The organism is Streptosporangium sp. NPDC053982 (assembly GCF_055585205.1).
Map to the genome: position 1 here is coordinate 197452 of NZ_JBVJKQ010000002.1, position 19299 is coordinate 216750.

The following is a 19299-nucleotide window of genomic DNA, read 5'->3' on the forward strand; positions in this document are numbered from 1 at the left end:
CCCGGCCTTTCAGGACTCGGTGCCCGCGGGGGCGCCGGCCGGCCGTGGCGGAGCCGTCGGGGCCGCCTGGGACGCCCGGGACGCCGCGCCGCGGCGGGCTCCGCGGCGCCGCAGCACGCGCATGACCACGGCCGCCAGCATCACCGCCAGGGCCGCGCCGACGATGAACAGCGCGATGCCGGTGTAGCCGGTGGTCCGCACGGTCAGCTTCGCGGGCTTGCCGTACTTGTGGCCGTCCCTGGTGACGAGCTGGACCGTCACGGTCGTCTGGCCGCCGATGGCGGTCGCCCGCATCGGGACCCGGATCGTGCGGTTCTGGCCCCCCGCGATGACGATGGGGGAGTCCTCGCTCTCGTACGGGTCGATCTCCAGCAGCTTCGGCTTGTCGGACGTCACCCGCAGCTGCACCGCGATCTCGCTGCCCAGCCCCGTCAGGTCGTTGCGGACGCTGATCGGCACGTTGCCGTCGGAGCCCGCCAGGGTGCGGAACTGCGGCTGGTCGCTGCCGCTGATGGAGACCTTGGCGATCCGCCCGTCGACGGCGGCGGCGACCTGCCTGACGTAGGGGGTGGCGTCCTCGGTCCGGCCGCGCCAGGCGGAGGAGGCCAGCCGCAGCAGCGCCGGCTCGAAGATGTCGAGGTCCTGCGCGGTGGTGACGCCGGTCGTCAGGTCGGCGCGGGAGTTCACCCGCTTGACGCTCGACATGTACGGCTTGCCGAGCTCGGCCCGCCGGTCCTGCTCGGTGTAGGTGAGGCCGGCCCGCGGCGTGGCCGGCGACTTGGGCCGCTTGAGCGCGTCGAGCGTGACCGGGGAGAGCCAGGGCAGCGTGGCGGTCGCCTTGACGAGCCCGGTGACGTAGCCGGGGTCCGGGTGCCAGCGGCGCGGCGGGACCGCGATGACGGTCTTCGCGGCGGTCTTCGGGGCCCCGGCCGTCCCGGTGGCGGTGGTGTCGGGGGCGGCCTGCTCGGCGCCGATCATCGCGGTCTCGGCGACGAACCGCTGCCGGCTCAGCGCCGCGGCCCCGGGGGCCGAGGTGTCGGCGCCGAGGACGTCGCTCAGCGCCGGGTCGGCGACCAGCGCGGTGACCGGGCCGTCCACGCTCTCCAGACGGGCGAAGGCGTCGGGGGTCGTGCCGCCGGTGGTGGCCGGGACCTCGGGCGGCACGGTGGAGGGCTGGTCGGCCGCGGGCGGCAGGTTGCGCTGGTCGAGCAGCACGGTGTCGACGCCGGCGTCGGCCAGCGCGTCCAGCCCGTCGTAGTCGACCACGCCGTTGACCGGCCAGTTGACGTAGTCGATGACGTCGCGGCCGAGGGTCTCCCGGCCGATGCGGGCCGCCGCCTCGATGCCGCTGCGCGTCGCGTCGTCCACGCCGTTGTGGGTCAGGGCCGTCACGTCGGGGTCGGCGTAGGGGGTGGCGATCACGGGCGGCCTGGCGAGGGCGGCGCGGAGGTCGCGCAGCCACCGGCCGGCCTCGGCGCTGGCCGGCCGCTTCACGACCGTGTCCTTGGTCTTGACCGTGTGCGTCCTCGCCATCGCCTGGGCGTCGTCGAGCAGGGCGGGGTCGACCACCCAGGTGAGCCCCTTGGCGGAGGTGTTGTCCTGGGCGATCTTCAGCAGGTCGCCCAGCCGCTGCCCGGACGCCATGTACTTGGCCAGGGTGTCGTCGACGAAGGTGGCGTCGTCGGCCCGGCGCGGCTGGTCGATGACCGGCAGGACCATGGCGATCTTCGTGCGGGGGACCGTGACGTCCTTGGGGAGGTAGGTCAGCACGGTGCGCTGGACGGCGACCTGCTGGCCGAAGCCGTCCAGCACCTCCAGCAGGATCGGGTAGACCCCGAACCGGTTGATGCCGAGCTGCTGCGGGGTGACCGTGAACTCCCAGGGCGCCTTGGCCGAGGGGGCGACCGTGGGCTCCAGGTACCGGTCGTGGTAGGAGTAGGGCTGCGCGCCCTCGCCCCCGAGGTAGGTCGCGAGGTCGGCACGGCGGGTGAACGGCTGCGACGAGTGACGCAGCCGGATCCGCAGGCCGTTGCGGGCCTCGCCGGTGTTGGCGAAGAAACCGGAGATCCTGATCTCCGCCGTCGGGTCGCGCGGCACGTCGGGGGTGATCGACTCCACCACGAGCTGCGGCTCCTGGCGTCCCTGGCGGGCGGCCGCCGGACGGGCGCCCACCCCTGCCTCGCGGGCCTCCGCCATGGCCGTCCGGGCGTTCGCCGTTCCGGGGCGGGCCTCCGCGGTCGTCCGGGCGTCCGCCGTACCAGGAAGGACCACGACGGCGGAGGAGAGCATCGTGGTGGTCATCATGGCGAGCAACGCGGCCTTGCGGATCACGTGCGGGCCTGGGTCGGAGTACGGCGCACGCCCGTAATGCTATGGCCTATCCGGCGAGCGGGAAGGTCGCGGGCTCTCTCCGTGACCGGGACTGGACCAGGCCGATGGTCTTCCCTGGGACAAGGGCGAGCAGGTGATCGGCCCTGATCCGCAGGGCCGTACGGCGCTCTCCGGTGGGAGTGTGGACGACCCGCTCGGTCCCGGACAACCGCTCGTCCACCAGGACGGGAAGGGTCTCCGGGAGCAGCAGCGGGCACACCAGCCCGGCGGCGTAGTCGGTGACGGAGTTCACAGTGAAATCCGTCGCCGGGCGGACCCGGCGGGCCCCCACGATGCCGCCGACGACGCCGGAGGCCGGCGGGGTGCCCACGGCGGAGACGACCGCCACCGGCTCGCGGCCGATGCGGGTCGTGACCTCGAAGACGGTGACCTCCACGCAGGTCTCCGGGCTCACCGACAGCAGGTCCGGAAGTTCCCGGACGGACGTCATCGCCCGGGGAAGGCGTACGATCTCATGGTGGACCTGGTGTGCGAGGAGCCAGCGGTGGATCGCGAGGGCGTCCTTCATGTGTGTGCTCCTTGCCTCGACTGTCTCGACGCACGGCCCCCGACGGTCTCTTACCGACCGTAACCTGGTGATCGCTTCAGGTGTATCCCCGCAGGGAACATGTTCCGTAACCGAAGGACCTACCCGGCTTGTCCCTTTCAAATCTGACCGAGAGCCAGCGGAGCGGCGTGACCGCGTTGTTCCGGAAGATCGCCCCCGTGGCCGACGAACTCGGCGAGCTCTTCGCGGCCGAGGGACACCAGATCGCCCTCGTGGGCGGCTCCGTCCGCGACGTCTTCCTGGACAGGATCGGCAACGACCTCGACTTCACCACGGACGCGCGCCCGGAGACGGTCCTGGCGCTGGTGCGCGACTGGGCCGACTCCGTCTGGACGGTCGGCATCGACTTCGGCACCGTGGGCGTGCGCAAGAACGGCTGGCTGCTGGAGATCACGACCTATCGCAGCGAGTCCTACGACCCCGCCTCCCGCAAGCCCGAGGTGTCCTACGGCGACACGCTGGAGGGTGATCTCGCCCGCCGGGACTTCGCGATCAACGCGATGGCGCTGCGGCTGCCCTCCCGGGAGTTCGTCGATCCGTACGGCGGCCTGGACGACCTGCACGCCCGGGTGCTGCGCACCCCGGGGCCGCCCGAGCGGTCCTTCGACGACGACCCGCTGCGGATGCTGCGGGCCGCCCGGTTCGCCAGCCAGCTCGGCTTCACCGTGGACGACGCGGCGCTCGCCGCGATGCGCGAGATGGCCGGGCGCATCGACATCGTCTCCGCCGAGCGGATCCGCGAGGAGCTCAACAAGCTGATCTGCGGCGACGACCCCCGCCGCGGCCTGGCGATCCTGGTCGACACGGGGCTCGCCGAGCACGTCCTGCCCGAGCTGCCCCGGCTCCGCCTGGAGATCGACGAGCACCATCGGCACAAGGACGTCTACGATCACACGCTGATCGTGCTGGAGCAGGCGATCGACCTGGAGGAGGACGGTCCCGACCGGATCCTGCGCTGGGCCGCGCTGCTGCACGACGTGGGCAAGCCCAAGACCCGCCGCCACGAGCCGGGCGGCCGGGTCTCCTTCCACCACCACGAGGTGGTGGGCGCCCAGCTCGCCAAGCGGCGGATGACCGAGCTGAAGTTCCCCAAGGACGTGGTGGCCGACGTGTCCCGCCTGGTGGAGCTGCACCTGCGCTTCCACGGTTACGGCACCGGCGAGTGGACCGACTCGGCCGTGCGCCGCTACGTCCGCGACGCCGGGCACCTGCTCGACCGCCTGCACAAGCTGACCCGCGCCGACTGCACCACCCGCAACCGCCGCAAGGCCCAGGCCCTGTCGCGGACCTACGACCAGTTGGAGGAGCGCATCGCCCGGCTGGCCGAGGAGGAGGAGCTCGGCAAGATCCGCCCGGAGCTCGACGGCAACGAGATCCAGTCCGTCCTCGGCGTCCCCCCGGGCCCGGTCGTCGGCCGCGCGTACAGGTTCCTCCTGGAGATGCGGCTGGAGTCGGGCGTGGTGGGCAGGGAGGCCGCCACCGAGGCCCTGCTCGCGTGGGCCCGGGAGAACGGGCTGACGCCCCCCGCGGAGTGACCGGTCCCGCCCGCCGCCCCGCGACCGGCGGGACCGGTTCCCCCGCCGTACGGCGGGCCGCCCGGGGTGGATCACACCGGCGGCGGCTCCCCGGGACCGGCCGCGACGGGCGGCCCCGGGGGGGTCACGACGACGACGGCAGCGGCTCGCGCGGGCGGTCCGGCGCGACGACCCGGTAGACCAGCGCGCCCGCCAGGTACCCGGCGCAGATGACCGAGAGCACGACCAGCGACTTCCCGTTGGGCGGCAGCATCACCGCGGCCAGGGCGGCGGCGAGCACGTACGTGCCGTTGAAGAGCATGTCGTAGATCGAGAACGCCCGTCCGAGGTAGAGGTCCTCGACGTCGCGCTGGACGCTCGTGTCCGCGCAGATCTTGATGCTCTGGCCGGTGATGCCCAGCACGAAGCCGCCGACGGCGAAGGCCCACTGGTGGAACGACGCGCAGAGCGCGAACGTCAGCACCCCCGCGGTGGCGAGCATGACCGGCACCCAGGTCTCGATGCCGAAGCGCGCGGTCGCCCACGGCGTGACCAGGATGGCGAGGAAGTAACCCACCCCCGAGGTGGCCAGCACCAGGGTGACCGCGTTCAGCGCGCTCTCGGCGCTCTCGGCGAAGTAGTAGCGCGACAGCAGCACCAGCATCGCCGTGCACATGCCGTACATGAACCGGTGGGTCGCCATCGCCCCCAGGGCGGCGCTCGCGGCGCGGCGGTGGGCGATGTGCCGGACGCCGTCGGCCAGTCCGCGGACGACGTTGCGCACCGCCTCGCGGGCCTGCGGCCGCTCGGGGTCGTCGGCCGGGCCGAGCAGTCCGCGGTCCATGGTCCTGGCGACCAGGCCGCTGACGCAGAAGACGACCGCGGAGAAGGCCAGCAGCACCGCCGTGCCCCGGTCGTCGCCCCCGACGGCCAGCCGCAGTGTGTAGCCCAGGCCCACGCCGAGGAAGGTCACCACCGTTCCGGAGGTGGGGGTGACGGCGTTGGCCACCATCAGCCGGTCGGGCGGGACGACGTGCGGCAGCGCGGCCCCGAGCGCGGCCAGGAAGAACCGGTTGACGCCGAGGACGGCGAGCGCGGCGGCGTAGAAGACCGGCTCGGGAGCGTCCGAGACGACGATGGCCGCGGTCACCAGCAGCAGCGCGCCGCGCACCAGCGGCGAGACCACCAGGATCCGCTGCCGGGACCACCGGTCGATGAACACGCCCACGAAGGGCCCCAGGATCGAGTACGGCAGGAACAGCACGGCCAGACCGGCGGCGACGGCGGCGGCGCTCGTGTTCTTCTCCGGGCTGAAGAAGGCGAATCCGGTCACCGCGAACTGGAAGACCCCGTCGGAGAACTGCGAGACCAGGCGGGTCGCGTACAGCCGCCGGAAGTCCCGGCCTTCCAGGACGACGCGGAGATCGGAGAGGAACGACACGCGATCAGCGTACGCGGGGCCGCCGACGGCGGCATCGGGGAAATCCCTGAGAAGCCTCTCAGCCGCGGGCGGGTCTTCGTGAACCGGTGTTAACCGCGTTACACGGACCTTTCATGAACTAATGCTCATCGGACCCGGCGGACCTGCCCGGTCACGTACCCTCGGTCGGGTGACACGTGATGAACACGTCGTGCTCGTCGACACCGACGGCAACGCGATCGGCACGGCTCCCAAGGCGACGGTGCACGGCTCCGACACCCCGCTGCATCTGGCCTTCTCCAGCTACGTGTTCGACGACCAGGGCCGGGTGCTGCTCACCCGCCGGGCGTCACACAAGATCACATGGCCGGACGCCTGGACCAACAGCTGCTGCGGCCACCCGCTGCCCGGGGAGCCGCTCCCCGCCGCGGTGATCCGCCGGCTCTCCTACGAGCTCGGGCTGGAGGTGGAGCGGGTGGATCTGATCCTGCCCCGCTTCTCCTACCGCGCGGTCATGGACAACGGGATCGTCGAGCGCGAGCTCTGCCCGGTCTACCGCGCCGTCGTCGCCCGCGACGCCGCGCCCAACCCCGAGGAGGTGGGCGAGGTCCGCTGGATGCCGTGGAAGGAGTTCGCGGCCGGGGTGCTCGACGGCAGTCTGGAGATCTCCCCGTGGTGCCGGGAGCAGATCCCCCACCTCGACCGCCTCGGCGCCGACCCGCTGACCTGGCCGGCCGCTGACCCGGCGGAGCTGCCGCCCGCCGCCCGCTGAGCGGTCACGGGAAGAGCCCGGCGCGCTGAGCGGTCACAGGGGGCCCGGCGCGGAAGAAGCCCCCCGCCCCGGTGGGCGGAGGGCTTCGTCATCGGCGGGGCGTCAGCGCTCGACCTCGCCGCGGATGAACTTCTCGACGTACTCGCGAGCCTCGTCGTCGGAGTACTGCTCCGGCGGGGACTTCATGAAGTAGGACGAGGCCGACAGGATCGGGCCGGCGATGCCGCGGTCCATGGCGATCTTGGCGGCCCGTACGGCGTCGATGATGATGCCGGCGGAGTTCGGGGAGTCCCAGACCTCCAGCTTGTACTCCAGGTTCAGCGGGGTGTCGCCGAAGGAGCGGCCCTCCAGCCGGACGTAGGCCCACTTGCGGTCGTCCAGCCACGGCACGTGGTCCGACGGGCCGATGTGCACGTCGGCCTTGCCCATCTCGTGCGGGATCTGCGAGGTGACGGACTGCGTCTTGGAGATCTTCTTGGACTGGAGGCGCTTGCGCTCCAGCATGTTCATGAAGTCCATGTTGCCGCCGAAGTTCAGCTGGTAGGTGCGGAGCAGCTCCACCCCGCGGTCCTCGAACAGCTTGGCCATGACGCGGTGCGTGATGGTGGCGCCGACCTGCGACTTGATGTCGTCGCCGACGATCGGCACGCCCGCCTCGGTGAACTTCCGCGCCCACTCGGGGTCGGAGGCGATGAACACCGGCAGCGCGTTGACGAACGCCACCTTGGCGTCGATGGCGCACTGGGCGTAGAAGCGGTCGGCCTCCTCCGAGCCCACCGGCAGGTAGGAGACGAGGACGTCGACCCGGTTCTCCTTGAGGACCCGCACGACGTCGACCGGGGCCTCGTCGGACTCCTCGATCATCTCGCTGTAGTACTCGCCCAGACCGTCGAAGGTGTGGCCGCGCTGCACGGTCACGCCGAGCGGCGGCACGTCGCAGATCTTGATGGTGTTGTTCTCCGACGCCACGATCGCCTCGGACAGGTCGCGCCCGACCTTCTTGGCGTCGACGTCGAACGCCGCGACGAACTCGACGTCGCCGACGTGGTAGTCGCCGAACTTGACGTGCATCAGGCCCGGCACCCGGGTGCCGGGATCGGCGTCCCTGTAGTAGTGCACGCCCTGCACGAGCGACGAGGCACAGTTGCCAACACCGACAATGGCTACGCGCACCGAACCCATGGCACTCGCTCCCCTTGGTCGTTAGTTCGTCATTTGCCGTCCGGGGCGGAACGCCGTCCCCGGTTATCAGATCCGGGCGCGGGCGCCCGGGGTGTTTCCTCTTGTGGAGCGTCCTCGGCCGAACGCAGGGCCTCCGCCGCCGACGACTCGCGCCGCTCGGTGGCGATCAGCTCGTTCAGCCAGCGCACCTCGCGCTCCACCGACTCCAGCCCGTGACGCTGCAGTTCGAGGGTGTAGCTGTCGAGCCGCTCCCTCGTCCGGGCCAGGGCCGTGCGGACGCCGTCGAGCCGCTCCTCGAGCCGGCTGCGACGGCCCTCGAGGATACGCAGACGCACCTCGGCCTCCGTGTGCCTGAAGAAGGCGAAATGGATGCCGAAGCTCTCATCTTCCCAGGCAGACGGACCGGCCTGGGTCAGCAGCTCCTGGAGCCGCTCCTTGCCCTCTGCGGTCAGCCGGTAGACGATCTTCGATCGCCGTCCGGTGAGCGTTATGGAGCCCTCCGCCGGGGCAGAGGCATCCTCCGCCCCGTCGTCCTCGACGATGAGGCCGTCCGCCAGCAGCTGACGGAGGCAGGGGTACAGCGAGCCGTAGGAGAACGCCCGGAACATCCCGAGCAGGGAGTTCAGGCGTTTGCGCAGCTCGTAGCCGTGGAGTGGAGTCTCGTGCAACGACCCGAGCACGGCGAGCTCCAGCACGCCGCTACGTCCGCTGGCCACCGGGGAACACCACCTCTCGCGTCGATGTATCGCTCCGATACATCAGGAGGATACGTCGGCGCGTCATATCTCCGCAATTAACGACTTTCTCAAGAGGTTGGGAGGAAAGCGTAAAAAGCCGTAGTCTGGCGGCTATGTGGTCACGGCTGATCGTGTCGGGAGACGGGTCCCGCATGGCCTGGACCGCCCGTCGATACGGGAAATCCCGGCCTGTCGCGGCCGAGGTCTGCCAAGGTTGTTCTGGGAGTCACCGGAAGACCTCGATCGTCCTCGGCAACGGAGATCCACCCGAACGGGCCGGCCAGTTGTGGGCCAAGGCGACGAGATCATCCGCCTGCGGGAGGTAACCTCGCCGCGCCTGTACGCCGCCGTAGACCTTGACGACCGAACGAGGACGCGTGAGTTACAGCAGCAGCAATGACCCGGAGCCGGGCGGAGACCGGCGAGGTCCGGACCCTTCGGCTCGCCAGGGGCGGCGCCGCCGCTCCGGCGCGGGGGCCGCTTCTCCTCCGGTTCCCCCGGCTCAACCGTCTCAAACCGGCGACATGGCCGTGAACCGCGGGCCGTCCCAGGCACAGCCGGGGCGGCCTCCGTACGGCTCGGGCCGCAACGACACGGTACGGCTGCCACAGGGCGCGGGGCCCGACCCCCGCGCGCCGTACGGCCCGGCCACCGGCCGCCGCCAGGAGGCGGCCTTCGAGGACACCCAGGCGATGCTCGCCGCGGCGCGGGGCGCCGCCCACACCGGCGGCGTTCCGGGAGCCGAAGGCCGTGACGCGGCTCAGGAGACCCGGGTGCGGGCCGCCGGCCCGGGGAACCGTTCCCTGGACGCCAACGAGACCCAGGTGGCCGGCCGCTTCGCGGCCGAGGGCACGCCGGGCCCCAGGCGCAGGCGGGCACGCGGGCGCGGGGTGTCCGGACCGGGCGGTCCCGAGGGCCCCGGCGGCGGGCACGGTGACGACGGATCCGGCGACGACGGGCCCGGCGACGGCCGGCGTAAGGGCTGGAAGCGGTTCCTGCCGAGCTGGAAGATCCTGGTGGCCGGCTTCGTGGTCGTCGCCGCCGGCGTCTTCGGCATGATCGCGGTCGGCTACGCCAACACGCCCGTCCCGTCGGACGCGGACGCCAAGGCCAGCGTGAACGACCGGGGCAGCGTCTTCTACTACGCCGACGGCAAGACCGTCATCGCCCGCATGGGCGTCAAGCGCACCCCGGTGACGATCGAGAAGATCCCCCTGCACGTCCAGGACGCGGTGATCGCCCTGGAGAACAGGACCTTCCGCACCGACAGCGGCATCGACATCAAGGGCATGGCCCGTTCGCTGTGGAGCACGACGTCCGGCACCCAGCTCCAGGGCGCCTCGACCATCACCCAGCAGATGGCCCGCGGCTACTACGACGGCCTCAGCCAGGAGGTGTCGATCAAGCGGAAGATCAAGGAGATCTTCGTCGCCGTCAAGATCAGCAAGACGCTCGAGAAGGACGAGATCCTCACCCGCTACCTGAACACGATCTACTTCGGCCGCGGCGCCAACGGCATCGAGGCCGCCGCCAAGGCGTTCTTCGGCAGGCACGTCTGGCAGCTCACCCCGCCGCAGGCCGCCTACCTCGCGGGCCGCATCCAGAACCCGAGCCGTTTCGACGTGCTGGAGCAGGAAGGCAACTTCGCCGCCACCAAGGAGCGCTACACCGTCGCGCTGCGGAACATGGCCGAGATGGACCCGGCCAAGTACGGCAAGTACGCCGACGCCCCCTTCGAGAAGCTCAAGTTCGTCAAGGTCAAGACCACCGACATCTACAAGGGCATCCGCGGTTTCATGCTCGACATCGCGCGCCAGGAGCTCGCCCGGCGCGGCATCACCAAGGAGATGCTGGAGACCCAGGGGCTGAAGGTCTACACGACCTTCGACAAGCAGAAGATGGAGGACGCCCAGAAGGTGGTCAAGGCCCGCACCGCCGGGCTCGACCCCACCATCCACGCCAGCATCGCCTCGGTGGACCCCAGGAACGGCCGGGTGGTCGCCTTCTACAGCGGCGACGACTACCTCAAGGTGTACGGCAACCGCGCGTTCACCTCGCCCAAGCAGGCGGCGTCGGCGTTCAAGCCGTACGTCCTCGCGGCGTGGCTGGAGAAGGGCTACTCCCTCGACAGTTATGTTGACGGCGTGTCGAAGATCAAGATGCCGGGCACCACGGAGATCGGCAACTCCCACGCCGCGCCGTACGGGCCGATCAACATGGTCAAGGCCATGGCCGACTCGGTGAACACCGTCTTCGCGCAGATGGGCGAGGAGGTCGGCCTGGATGCCGTCGCCCAGATCGCCAAGGACGCCGGGGTCGGTGAGGAGGCCAAGAAGAACCCGGCCTACCGCGGCCTGAACGCGGTCGACTACGCGATCGAGGAGCAGAAGTACCAGACCACGATCGGTGTCGCCTCGGTCACCCCGGTCGAGCAGGCCGCCGGCTACTCGATCTTCGCCAACGGCGGCAAGCACGCCGACTGGCACACCGTCATCAAGGTGACCGACCTCGACGGGGGGGTGGTGCTGCCCGAGCTGGCCAACCCCCGCGAGGTCATCACCCCCGAGACCGCGGCCGACGTGACCGTCGCGCTGCAGGCCGTCGTCAAGAGCGGCACCGGCACCGCGGCGAACCTCGGCACCCGTCCGGTGGCCGGCAAGACCGGCACGAACAACGCCTACAAGGACGCCTGGTTCGTCGGCTTCACCCCGCGGCTGGTCACCGCGGTCGGCATGTCCAAGGACGTGCCGTACAACAAGCCGATCGGCGCGGCCGGCCGACGCCCGCTCAAGGTCGACAAGTACGGCCAGCCGGTCAGCAAGAAGGCCAAGCCGTCCTGGGCCGAGGAGCCGATGCCGCCGTTCATCGGCGGCGGCGGCACCCCGACCCAGATCTGGCACGACTACATGGCCCTGGCCACCGCCAAGGACCCGGTCGAGCAGTTCCCGACGCGGGTCGACGCCGGTCAGCCGCACAACCTGGTCGACCCCAAGCCGACCCCGACGCCGACGGCGGAGTCGGAGCAGCCAGACGACCCGTTCGACCAGAGCTGGCCGAACGACGGCGACCCGGACAACCCGTCCGTCGACGACGGGGGCTGCCAGCCCGGTGACCTGTCCTGTGACACGCCGCAGGACAGCACCGACGACGCGCCCCTCCCCGACGACGGCGGGGGCGGCGACATCGGCAACGGTCCCGGCAACGGCGGCGGAAACGGCCCCGGCAACGGCAACGGTCCCGGCAACGGGAACGGGAGCGGCGACGTCGGCACCACGAGCCCCGGAGCGGCGATCATGCCGAGTCCCGAGCCGTCCCGCCGGCGGCCCTGATGAAGGCGAACCGGCCCGGGTGGCTCACCACGTCCCGTGAGAGCGGAGAGATCCCGTACCTCCCCCTGACCCTGCTCGCGGGGCTGGGGGCGGCGCTCGCCTACCTGTGGAAGTGGCCGTGCCGCTTCGGCGGGGCATGGAACGACGGCACCCTCCAGTTCACCAACTTCTGTTACACGGACATCTATCCGCTGTGGTGGAACGAGAAGCTCAACGAGGGCAAGGTCCCCTACTTCGACCACCCCGTCGAGTACCCCGTCGGCATCGGCGGGATCATGGAGTTCTTCCGCAGGCTCGTCGGGCCGACGAGTGATCCCCCGACGGCGTTCTACGACCTGACCACGGTCCTGATGGCCGTCTGCCTGATCGGGGGCGTGCTGCTGACGGCGGCGCTCGCCGGGCCGGCCCGGCGCTGGGACGCCGCGTGGTACGCGCTCGCCCCGGCCCTGATCCTCACCGCCTACATCAACTGGGACCTGGCCGCGGGGGTGCTCGCGCTCGGCGGGCTGCTGGCCTGGTCGAAGCGGCGGCACGTGCTCGCCGGAGTCCTGCTCGGGCTGGCCGTCGCCACGAAGTTCTACCCGCTGATGTTCCTCGGTCCGCTGTTCCTGCTGACCTGGCGCACCGGCCGGTGGAAGGAGTTCGCCCAGACCGCCGCCGGCGCGGCCGGAATCTGGCTCGTCGTCAACGTGCCGATCATGCTCCTGGCCTTCGACGGCTGGAAGCGGTTCTACGTCTTCAGCCAGGAGCGCCCCGCCGACTGGGGATCGATCTGGTTCTTCTTCTCCCAGAAGCAGTGGCCGCTGCTGGGCGACCCCGAGCGGGTCGACAGCCTCGGCATCGTCACGCTGGGCCTGCTCTGCCTGGGCATCGCGCTGCTCGCCCTGGCCGCGCCGACCAGGCCCCGGCTGATGCAGCTCTGCTTCCTGGCGCTGGCCGCGTTCATGCTGACCAACAAGGTGTGGTCGCCGCAGTACGTGCTCTGGCTGATCCCCTTCGCGGTGCTGGCCCGGCCGAACTGGAAGCCGCTCGCGCTGTGGATGGCCGCCGAGTGCTGGTACTTCTTCGCGATCTGGCTCTATCTCGTCGCCCTCCAGCCGGGCAACGCCGACCTCGGCATCTCCGGTGACACCTATTTCACCGCGGTGTGGGGTCGGGCGATCACCATCGTGGTCATGATGGCCTTCGTGGTCCGCGACATCCTGCGGCCGGAGAAGGACGTGGTCCGCCGGAGCGGCGTCGACGACCCGTCCGGAGGCGTCTTCGACGAGGCGCCCGACCGTTTCCGCCTCGGCGGCTCCCCCGGCTTCGTGCTCCCGGACAATGACCCCGCGCGCGCCTGAGCCCGGCCCGGAGCCGGTGCCGACCGGCGGCGACGGCGGACCCGAGGAGACCTCCGACGCCGGCGGGCCCGGTGCCGGCGGTCCGGTCGAGACCGCCGTCGCGCGGAGGACCGCGCCGCCGTCGGCGCCGCCCGCGCCGCGCGACGCCCGCACGGAGGCGATGCTGCTCTGGCTGAGCTCCCGGCTGGGAGTCGTCGTCCTCTCCCTCGCCGCGGGGGCCGGGGCCGTGTCGCAGGTGGCGTCCATGCCGTTCCTGGACCGCTGGCGGCACTGGGACGCCCAGCTGCTCATCATCATCGCCGAGCACGGGTACGGCGGCGACCCCGCGGCCAAGCCCGACGCGGGGCTGCCCGCGTTCTTCCCGGGAATGCCGCTGGCGCTGCGGGTGGTACGGCCCCTGGTCGGCGACTGGACGCTCGCGGGGCTGCTGATCTCCCTGGTCGCGGGGGCCGTCGCCGTGGTGGCGCTGGCCCGGCTGGCGGAGTTCGAGGGGCCGCCGGGGACCGGGTGGCGCGCCGTGCTGACGCTGCTGCTGTGGCCGATGTCGGTCTTCCTGTTCGTCGGCTACAGCGAGGCGCTGTTCCTGGCCTTCGCGCTCCCGGCCTGGCTGGCGGCGCGTCAGGGCCGCTGGCCGCTGGCCGCCGCCCTCGCCGCCGGCGCCTCCTGCGTGCGGATCACCGGCCTGTTCCTGGCGCTCGCGCTGGTGGTGGAGTTCTTCACCCACCGCCGGCCGGTACGGCAGGCGGCCTGGCTCGCGGTGCCGTTCGTCCCGCTGGGGCTGTACTCGGCCTACCACTACACCCGCACCGGCGACTGGCTGGCCTGGAAACACGCGCAGGAGGCCGGCTGGGGCCGCCAGCTGGTGTGGCCCTGGCAGTCGCTGTCCACGACGTGGACCTCCGCGATGGGCGACGGGCAGTTCGCGTGGGCGTTCCGGATGGAGATCGCCGGGGCGTTCGTCGGGGTCGGGCTGGTGCTGGTCCTGCTGTACCTGCGCCGATGGAGCGAGTTCGTCTACGTGGGGCTCCAGGTGGGCGCCCTGATCTGCTCCGCCTTCTACCTGTCGATCCCGCGGTCCGCGCTGCTGTGGTGGCCGCTCTTCCTGCTCCTCGCGCGGGTGAGCGCCACGGGGCCGCCCTGGCGACGGTGGACCATCGCCGTATACGCGCTGGTGGCGGGCCCGCTCATGGCGCTCAACACGCTGAGCTTCATGCAGGGCGCCTGGGTGGGCTGAATACCTTTACCCGATTTCGGCGGTGAATAATCCAGAAAAGTTATCCACAGGCTGTGGATTGAATCCGCCGGAGGCCCCGGGGCCGGCGCGGGGCCCTTCGCGGGCCGTTTCCGGGCCCTCCTCCCGCGGCCGCTCCGCGGATCCGCGCCGTGGCGGGGACCCGCGGAGCGGGCCCTAGAGCCTCTTCCTGAGCAGGGCGATGTCCTCGGCCTGGCCGGCGGACGGGGTCTCCACGATGATCGGCGCGTCCGCGCTCCGGCACACCTGGAGGATGAGCTCGGTGTCGATCTGGCCCGCGCCGAGGTTGGCGTGCCGGTCGGCGCCCGACCCGGCGGCGTCCCGCGAGTCGTTGCAGTGGACCAGGTCGATCCGGCCGGTGATCGCCCTGATCCGGTCGACCACGTCGGCCAGGTCCTCCCCGGCGGCGTGGGCGTGACAGGTGTCCAGGCAGAAGCCCACGTCGAAGCCGTCGAGGGCCTCCCAGAGCCGGGCGATGCGGTCCAGCCGCCGCGCCATCGCGTTGCCGCCGCCCGCGGTGTTCTCGATGAGCACGGGGACCTCGTGCTCCTCCAGACGCTCGAACACCTTGCGCCAGTTGTCGAAGCCCTTCTGCGGGTCGTCGCCGGCCGTCACGTGCCCGCCGTGGACGATCAGGCCCTTGGCCCCCAGCTCCGCGGCGGCCGCGAGATGGGCGCTCAGCAGCTTGCGGCTGGGGATGCGGACGCGGTTGTTCACCGTGGCCACATTGATCACGTAGGGGGCGTGGACGTAGACGTCGACCCCCGAGTCCCTGATCTCGCGGGTCTTCTCCTCGACGACCGGGCCCTTCCAGCCCTGCGGGTCACCGAGGAAGAACTGCACGGCCTCGGCGTCGCACGCCCTGGCGTGGGCGAGCGGGTCGTCCGAGGAGACATGGGCTCCGATACGCGGCATGTGTTCGAGCCTAACCGTTTCAGGGCCCCGCGCACGGGCAGTCGGACGGCGCGCCCCACGCGCTCCCGGCGTACCCCCCACACCGGCCCCCGGCGGGCCGACGCAAGGAGTCGAGATGGCTTACCGCAGCAGAGGAATCAGCCTGATCGGGCTGATCTACATCATCATCGGCGTCTACGTGGCCTGGGTCCACGACTACATCACCCCGGCGCTGCTGAAGGACGTCGCCAGGGCACTGCTGGCGATCTTCCTGTGGTTCCTCGTCCTGCTGGGCGTGGACCTGCGGTTCTAGGTTCTGTTCTGTGGACACGGGCCCGCGCGGGTGCGAGCCCGCGCGGGCACGGGCTCGCCACCGTACGGACCGGTGGGCCGGGCGGCCCGTGGGCCCATGAGTCCACGGAGTCACCGGATCACGGGTAGAAGCCGCCGTGGTAGACGCCGAAGGCCAGGCCGACGAACGAGGCGACGATGCCGACGATGTTCAGCGAGCGCTCCGCCGTGGTCGCCGAGATGTACTGGGAGTAGAGCCCGCCGACGAACCCCAGCACGCCCAGCCACGCCGCGAACACGTGGGCTCCGGGGTTGAACCCGCAGGCGAAGGCCACCAGGCCGAAGACCAGCGTGACGACGCTCAGGAGGTTCTCCAGCGGGTGCCGCCGTCCGTCGCTGTTCATCCTCAGCCGGAACCTCTGGCCGCGCACGGGGCGAGACGTCTGCGACATGACCCACCACTTTCCCTGTGTTCTCCCTGTGTTCTTCCTGGTGGGGGGCTTGTGCTTCCTTCTGGTAGGGGGTGCCCGGCGAGGTGGCGGCCCAACCCTTGACACCCTGGTAGGCTTGCACGGCTGCGTCGCGCGGGTGTGTTTCCGCCCGCCCGCCGCCTCCGCCGCCGAAATGGGCGCCGGGGCGAAGACGTCAGCGTCCTCCTGTCACGGCACGGTGTCGTGACCGCGAAAGTCCAGAGGAGGTTGGAAGCCAGCATGCGTCGTTACGAAGTGATGGTCATTCTCGACCCGTCGCTCGATGAGCGCACGGTGGCCCCTTCCCTCGACCAGTTCCTCACTGTCGTCCGCAATGACGGCGGCACGGTGGAGAAGGTCGACGTGTGGGGTCGCCGGCGGCTGTCCTACGACATCGCCAAGAAGCCCGAGGGCATCTACGCCGTGATCGATCTGACCGCGACTCCCGCCACGGTCAAGGAGCTCGACCGGCAGATGAACCTCAACGAGGGCATCCTCCGCACGAAGGTCCTGCGCCCGGACGTGCACTAATCCCCGGCTTTTGTCGGGTGGCAGCCGTACTCTGAGCCGATAACAGCTAAGGCCGCAGGAAAGGCATCGCTAGCCATGGCAGCAGGCGACACTCAGATCACCATCGTCGGCAACCTCGTCGACGACCCGGAGCTGCGCTTCACCCCCACGGGGCAAGCCGTGGCCCGGTTCCGCATCGCGTCCACTCCGCGGTTCCTCGACAGGCAGACCAACGAGTGGAAGGACGGCGAAGGGCTGTTCCTGACCTGCAACGTCTGGCGGCAGGCGGCGGAGAACGTCGCCGAGAGCCTTCAGCGCGGCATGCGGGTCATCGTCCAGGGACGGCTGCGCCAGCGGTCTTACGAGACCAAGGAAGGCGAGAAGCGCACGGTCTACGAGGTCGAGGTCGACGAGGTCGGCCCCTCCCTCCGCAACGCGACCGCCAAGGTCAACAAGACCACCCGGCAGGGTGGTGGCGGTGGCGGCGGCGGTGGCTTCGGCGGCGGTCCGGCCAATGACCCGTGGGCCTCCGCCACGCCGACCGCGCCTCAGGGAGGCGGCGGTGGTTACGGCGGCGGCGGTGGCGGCGGCTTCGGCGGCGGCCAGCAGCAGGGCGGCGGCGGCTTCGGCGGCAACGACTTCAGCGACGAACCGCCTTTCTAGGACCTGCTCCGCGGGTCCCCGCCGCGGCGGGGGTCCACCGGGCAGTTCCACGGCGCCGCCCTCCGGGGCGGCCGGGGACCGCGTCCCACAACCCAGTCCATATCCGCAGCGACCATTCCCGCCTCGCGGCGGGGCTCTGAAAGGAGCACCACGATGGCCAAGCCGGCACTGCGCAAGCCCAAGAAGAAGGTTTGCCTGTTCTGCCACGACAAGATCTCCTACGTCGACTACAAGGACACGGCGCTGCTTCGGAAGTTCATCTCCGACCGCGGCAAGATCCGTGCTCGCCGGGTGACGGGCAACTGCACCCAGCACCAGCGTGACGTGGCGACCGCTATCAAGAACGCTCGTGAGATGGCGCTCCTGCCGTACATGAGCACCGCGCGCTAAGGAGGTCCGGACAGATGAAGCTCATTCTCACCAGTGAGGTCTCGGGCCTCGGCGCCCCCGGCGACATCGTCGAGGTCAAGGGCGGCTACGGCCGCAACTTCCTGCTCCCCCGCGGCTACGCGATCCTGTGGACGCGCGGCGGCGAGAAGCAGATCGCCTCGATCAAGAAGGCTCGCGACGCCCGCGAGATCCGTGACCTGGGCACCGCCCAGGAGGTCGCCGGCCAGCTCAAGGCTCTGCGCGTGGTCCTGACCACGAAGGCCGGTGAGTCGGGTCGCCTGTTCGGCTCGATCACCACCGCCGACGTGGCCGAGGCCGTCAAGGCCGCCGGCGGCCCCCTGCTCGACCGCCGCCGGATCGAGATCGCCCCGGCGATCAAGAGCCTCGGCTCGCACCGGGTCACCGTCAAGCTGCACCCGGAGGTCACCGCCGCCGTCGACGTCGAGGTCGTCGCGGCCTGACCGGTCATGCCTGACCAGGACCCCCTTCCGTCTTCTCGGGAGGGGGTCGCGAAGGGGTCTCTCTCGTCTTCTCGGGAGGGGCCCCTCTCCGTATGTATCCGTATGCCGAGACGGGGACATCGGTGACGCGGAAAATTCATACAATTTCGAAGCTGTTGCTTCGTTCATGGAGGTTTGTCGTGGTCCGTCCCTCGATCCTGTTCGCGCTCGGCGCCCTCGCGGTGGCCGTGACGGCCTGCGCCCCGGCCTCGGACACGACCCAGGCGGCCCCGTCCGGTACGGCGGGCACCCCGGCGGCGGACGCCTGCGCCAAGGAAGGGCTCGCCCTGAAGACTCCGGGCACCCTGACCATCGGCACCGACAAGCCGGCCTACGAGCCGTGGTTCAAGGACGACGCCCCGGCCAACGGCAAGGGCTTCGAGAGCGCGGTGGCCCACGCCATCGCCAAGCGGCTCGGCTTCGAGGGCGGCCAGGTGAAGTGGACGACGGTGAAGTTCGACGCCGCCTTCGCCCCCGGCGCCAAGAAGTTCGACTTCGACGTCAACCAGGTCTCCGTGACCCCCGCCCGTGCCAAGGTCGTCGATTTCAGCAAGGGCTACTACACCGTCAAGCAGGCCGTGGTCGCGCTGGAGGGCTCCCCCATCGCCTCCGCGACGGATCTCGCCGGGCTGCGGGACGCCAAGATCGGCGTTCAGATCGGCACCACCTCGCTGCAGGCGGTCAAGGACGTCATCCGGCCCGCCAAGGAGCCGAACGTCTACAACGAGCAGATCGACGCGGTGAACGCGCTGAAGAACAAGCAGGTCGACGCCGTGGTGGTGGACCTGCCCACCGCGTTCTACGTGACCGCGGCCCAGGTCGAGAACTCCAAGATCGTCGGCCAGTTCGGCTCCGTCTCCGGTACGCCCGAGGTCTTCGGCGCGGTCTTCGAGAAGGGCAGCCCGCTGGTGGGCTGCGTCAACGAGGCCATCGACGACCTCACCGCCTCCGGCGAGCTGGCGAAGATCGAGAGCGAGTGGCTCGGGTCGGCCGCGGGCGCGCCGGAGCTGAAGTGACGGGAAGCGGCGACCGGGACCGAGCGACCCCGGCGGACGGCGGCGCGCGGGTCCGGGGTGACGGCGCCGGACCCCCGG

The 19299-nt window shown here is 70.8% G+C and carries 18 protein-coding genes; 11 read left to right on the forward strand and 7 right to left on the reverse strand.

The features are described from left to right. Window positions 1-9 precede the first annotated feature (9 nt). Window positions 10-2331 (reverse strand): hypothetical protein, encoded by a 2322-nt coding sequence (locus tag ACZ6W9_RS03715; RefSeq protein WP_389961517.1) that lies wholly within the window; start codon window positions 2329-2331, stop codon window positions 10-12. 46 nt (window positions 2332-2377) lie between these two features. Next, complete coding sequence (locus tag ACZ6W9_RS03720; protein WP_362932490.1) at window positions 2378-2899, reverse strand: aminoacyl-tRNA deacylase; 522 nt, start codon at window positions 2897-2899, stop codon at window positions 2378-2380. A 128-nt stretch (window positions 2900-3027) separates the two neighbouring features. Here ACZ6W9_RS03720 and ACZ6W9_RS03725 point away from each other — a divergent pair, with 128 nt between their 5' ends. Next, complete coding sequence (locus ACZ6W9_RS03725) at window positions 3028-4473, forward strand: CCA tRNA nucleotidyltransferase (RefSeq protein ID WP_389961515.1); 1446 nt, start codon at window positions 3028-3030, stop codon at window positions 4471-4473. A 124-nt stretch (window positions 4474-4597) separates the two neighbouring features. Here ACZ6W9_RS03725 and ACZ6W9_RS03730 read toward each other — a convergent pair whose 3' ends face one another. Further along, entirely contained in the window at window positions 4598-5893 is a 1296-nt protein-coding gene (locus tag ACZ6W9_RS03730) for an MFS transporter (protein ID WP_470116675.1), read from the reverse strand. 169 nt (window positions 5894-6062) lie between these two features. Here ACZ6W9_RS03730 and idi point away from each other — a divergent pair, with 169 nt between their 5' ends. Next, complete coding sequence (gene idi / locus ACZ6W9_RS03735) at window positions 6063-6644, forward strand: isopentenyl-diphosphate Delta-isomerase (RefSeq protein WP_362932496.1); 582 nt, start codon at window positions 6063-6065, stop codon at window positions 6642-6644. Window positions 6645-6746: 102 nt separating this feature from the next. Here idi and ACZ6W9_RS03740 read toward each other — a convergent pair whose 3' ends face one another. Both ACZ6W9_RS03740 and ACZ6W9_RS03745 read right to left on the reverse strand, forming a co-directional pair. Continuing rightward, entirely contained in the window at window positions 6747-7826 is a 1080-nt protein-coding gene (locus ACZ6W9_RS03740) for an inositol-3-phosphate synthase (protein WP_389961511.1), read from the reverse strand. Between the two features lie 29 nt (window positions 7827-7855). Further along, the gene (locus ACZ6W9_RS03745) at window positions 7856-8542 is read right to left on the reverse strand and encodes a PadR family transcriptional regulator (RefSeq protein WP_389961509.1); all 687 of its coding nucleotides are present in this window, start codon (window positions 8540-8542) and stop codon (window positions 7856-7858) included. Window positions 8543-9087: 545 nt separating this feature from the next. Here ACZ6W9_RS03745 and ACZ6W9_RS03750 point away from each other — a divergent pair. The 3 genes from ACZ6W9_RS03750 to ACZ6W9_RS03760 are packed head-to-tail and all read left to right on the forward strand — an operon-like array spanning window position 9088 to window position 14469. Further along, window positions 9088-11892, forward strand: a complete 2805-nt coding sequence (locus ACZ6W9_RS03750) for a transglycosylase domain-containing protein (RefSeq protein ID WP_470116676.1) — start codon at window positions 9088-9090, stop codon at window positions 11890-11892. Further along, a complete protein-coding gene (locus ACZ6W9_RS03755; RefSeq protein WP_470116677.1) occupies window positions 11892-13235 on the forward strand; it encodes a glycosyltransferase family 87 protein in 1344 nt (447 codons plus the stop codon). Before ACZ6W9_RS03750 ends, ACZ6W9_RS03755 begins: the two co-directional genes overlap by 1 nt. Then, window positions 13216-14469, forward strand: a complete 1254-nt coding sequence (locus ACZ6W9_RS03760) for a mannosyltransferase family protein (protein ID WP_470116678.1) — start codon at window positions 13216-13218, stop codon at window positions 14467-14469. Before ACZ6W9_RS03755 ends, ACZ6W9_RS03760 begins: the two co-directional genes overlap by 20 nt. Window positions 14470-14643: 174 nt before the next feature. Here ACZ6W9_RS03760 and ACZ6W9_RS03765 read toward each other — a convergent pair whose 3' ends face one another. After that, window positions 14644-15402 (reverse strand): deoxyribonuclease IV, encoded by a 759-nt coding sequence (locus tag ACZ6W9_RS03765; protein ID WP_362932508.1) that lies wholly within the window; start codon window positions 15400-15402, stop codon window positions 14644-14646. A 115-nt stretch (window positions 15403-15517) separates the two neighbouring features. Here ACZ6W9_RS03765 and ACZ6W9_RS03770 point away from each other — a divergent pair, with 115 nt between their 5' ends. Further along, window positions 15518-15694: a hypothetical protein gene (locus tag ACZ6W9_RS03770; protein ID WP_362932510.1), complete on the forward strand. Its 177-nt coding sequence runs from the start codon at window positions 15518-15520 to the stop codon at window positions 15692-15694. A gap of 118 nt (window positions 15695-15812) precedes the next feature. Here the strand turns inward: ACZ6W9_RS03770 and ACZ6W9_RS03775 are convergent, their stop codons facing one another. Beyond that, on the reverse strand, window positions 15813-16124 hold the full coding sequence (locus ACZ6W9_RS03775; RefSeq protein WP_389961501.1) for a hypothetical protein: 312 nt from the start codon (window positions 16122-16124) through the stop codon (window positions 15813-15815). Between the two features lie 258 nt (window positions 16125-16382). On the opposite strand from ACZ6W9_RS03775, the gene rpsF reads away from it, so the two are divergent. The 5 genes from rpsF (at window position 16383) to ACZ6W9_RS03800 (ending at window position 19221) form a co-directional block, all read left to right on the forward strand. After that, on the forward strand, window positions 16383-16673 hold the full coding sequence (gene rpsF, locus ACZ6W9_RS03780) for a 30S ribosomal protein S6 (RefSeq protein WP_189246906.1): 291 nt from the start codon (window positions 16383-16385) through the stop codon (window positions 16671-16673). Window positions 16674-16748: 75 nt separating this feature from the next. Further along, on the forward strand, window positions 16749-17315 hold the full coding sequence (locus ACZ6W9_RS03785) for a single-stranded DNA-binding protein (RefSeq protein WP_389961498.1): 567 nt from the start codon (window positions 16749-16751) through the stop codon (window positions 17313-17315). Window positions 17316-17468: 153 nt separating this feature from the next. Continuing rightward, a complete protein-coding gene (gene rpsR / locus ACZ6W9_RS03790; protein ID WP_012895699.1) occupies window positions 17469-17705 on the forward strand; it encodes a 30S ribosomal protein S18 in 237 nt (78 codons plus the stop codon). Window positions 17706-17719: 14 nt separating this feature from the next. Then, a complete protein-coding gene (gene rplI, locus ACZ6W9_RS03795) occupies window positions 17720-18166 on the forward strand; it encodes a 50S ribosomal protein L9 (protein ID WP_362932516.1) in 447 nt (148 codons plus the stop codon). A gap of 179 nt (window positions 18167-18345) precedes the next feature. Beyond that, window positions 18346-19221, forward strand: a complete 876-nt coding sequence (locus ACZ6W9_RS03800; RefSeq protein ID WP_389961495.1) for an ABC transporter substrate-binding protein — start codon at window positions 18346-18348, stop codon at window positions 19219-19221. Window positions 19222-19299 lie beyond the last annotated feature (78 nt).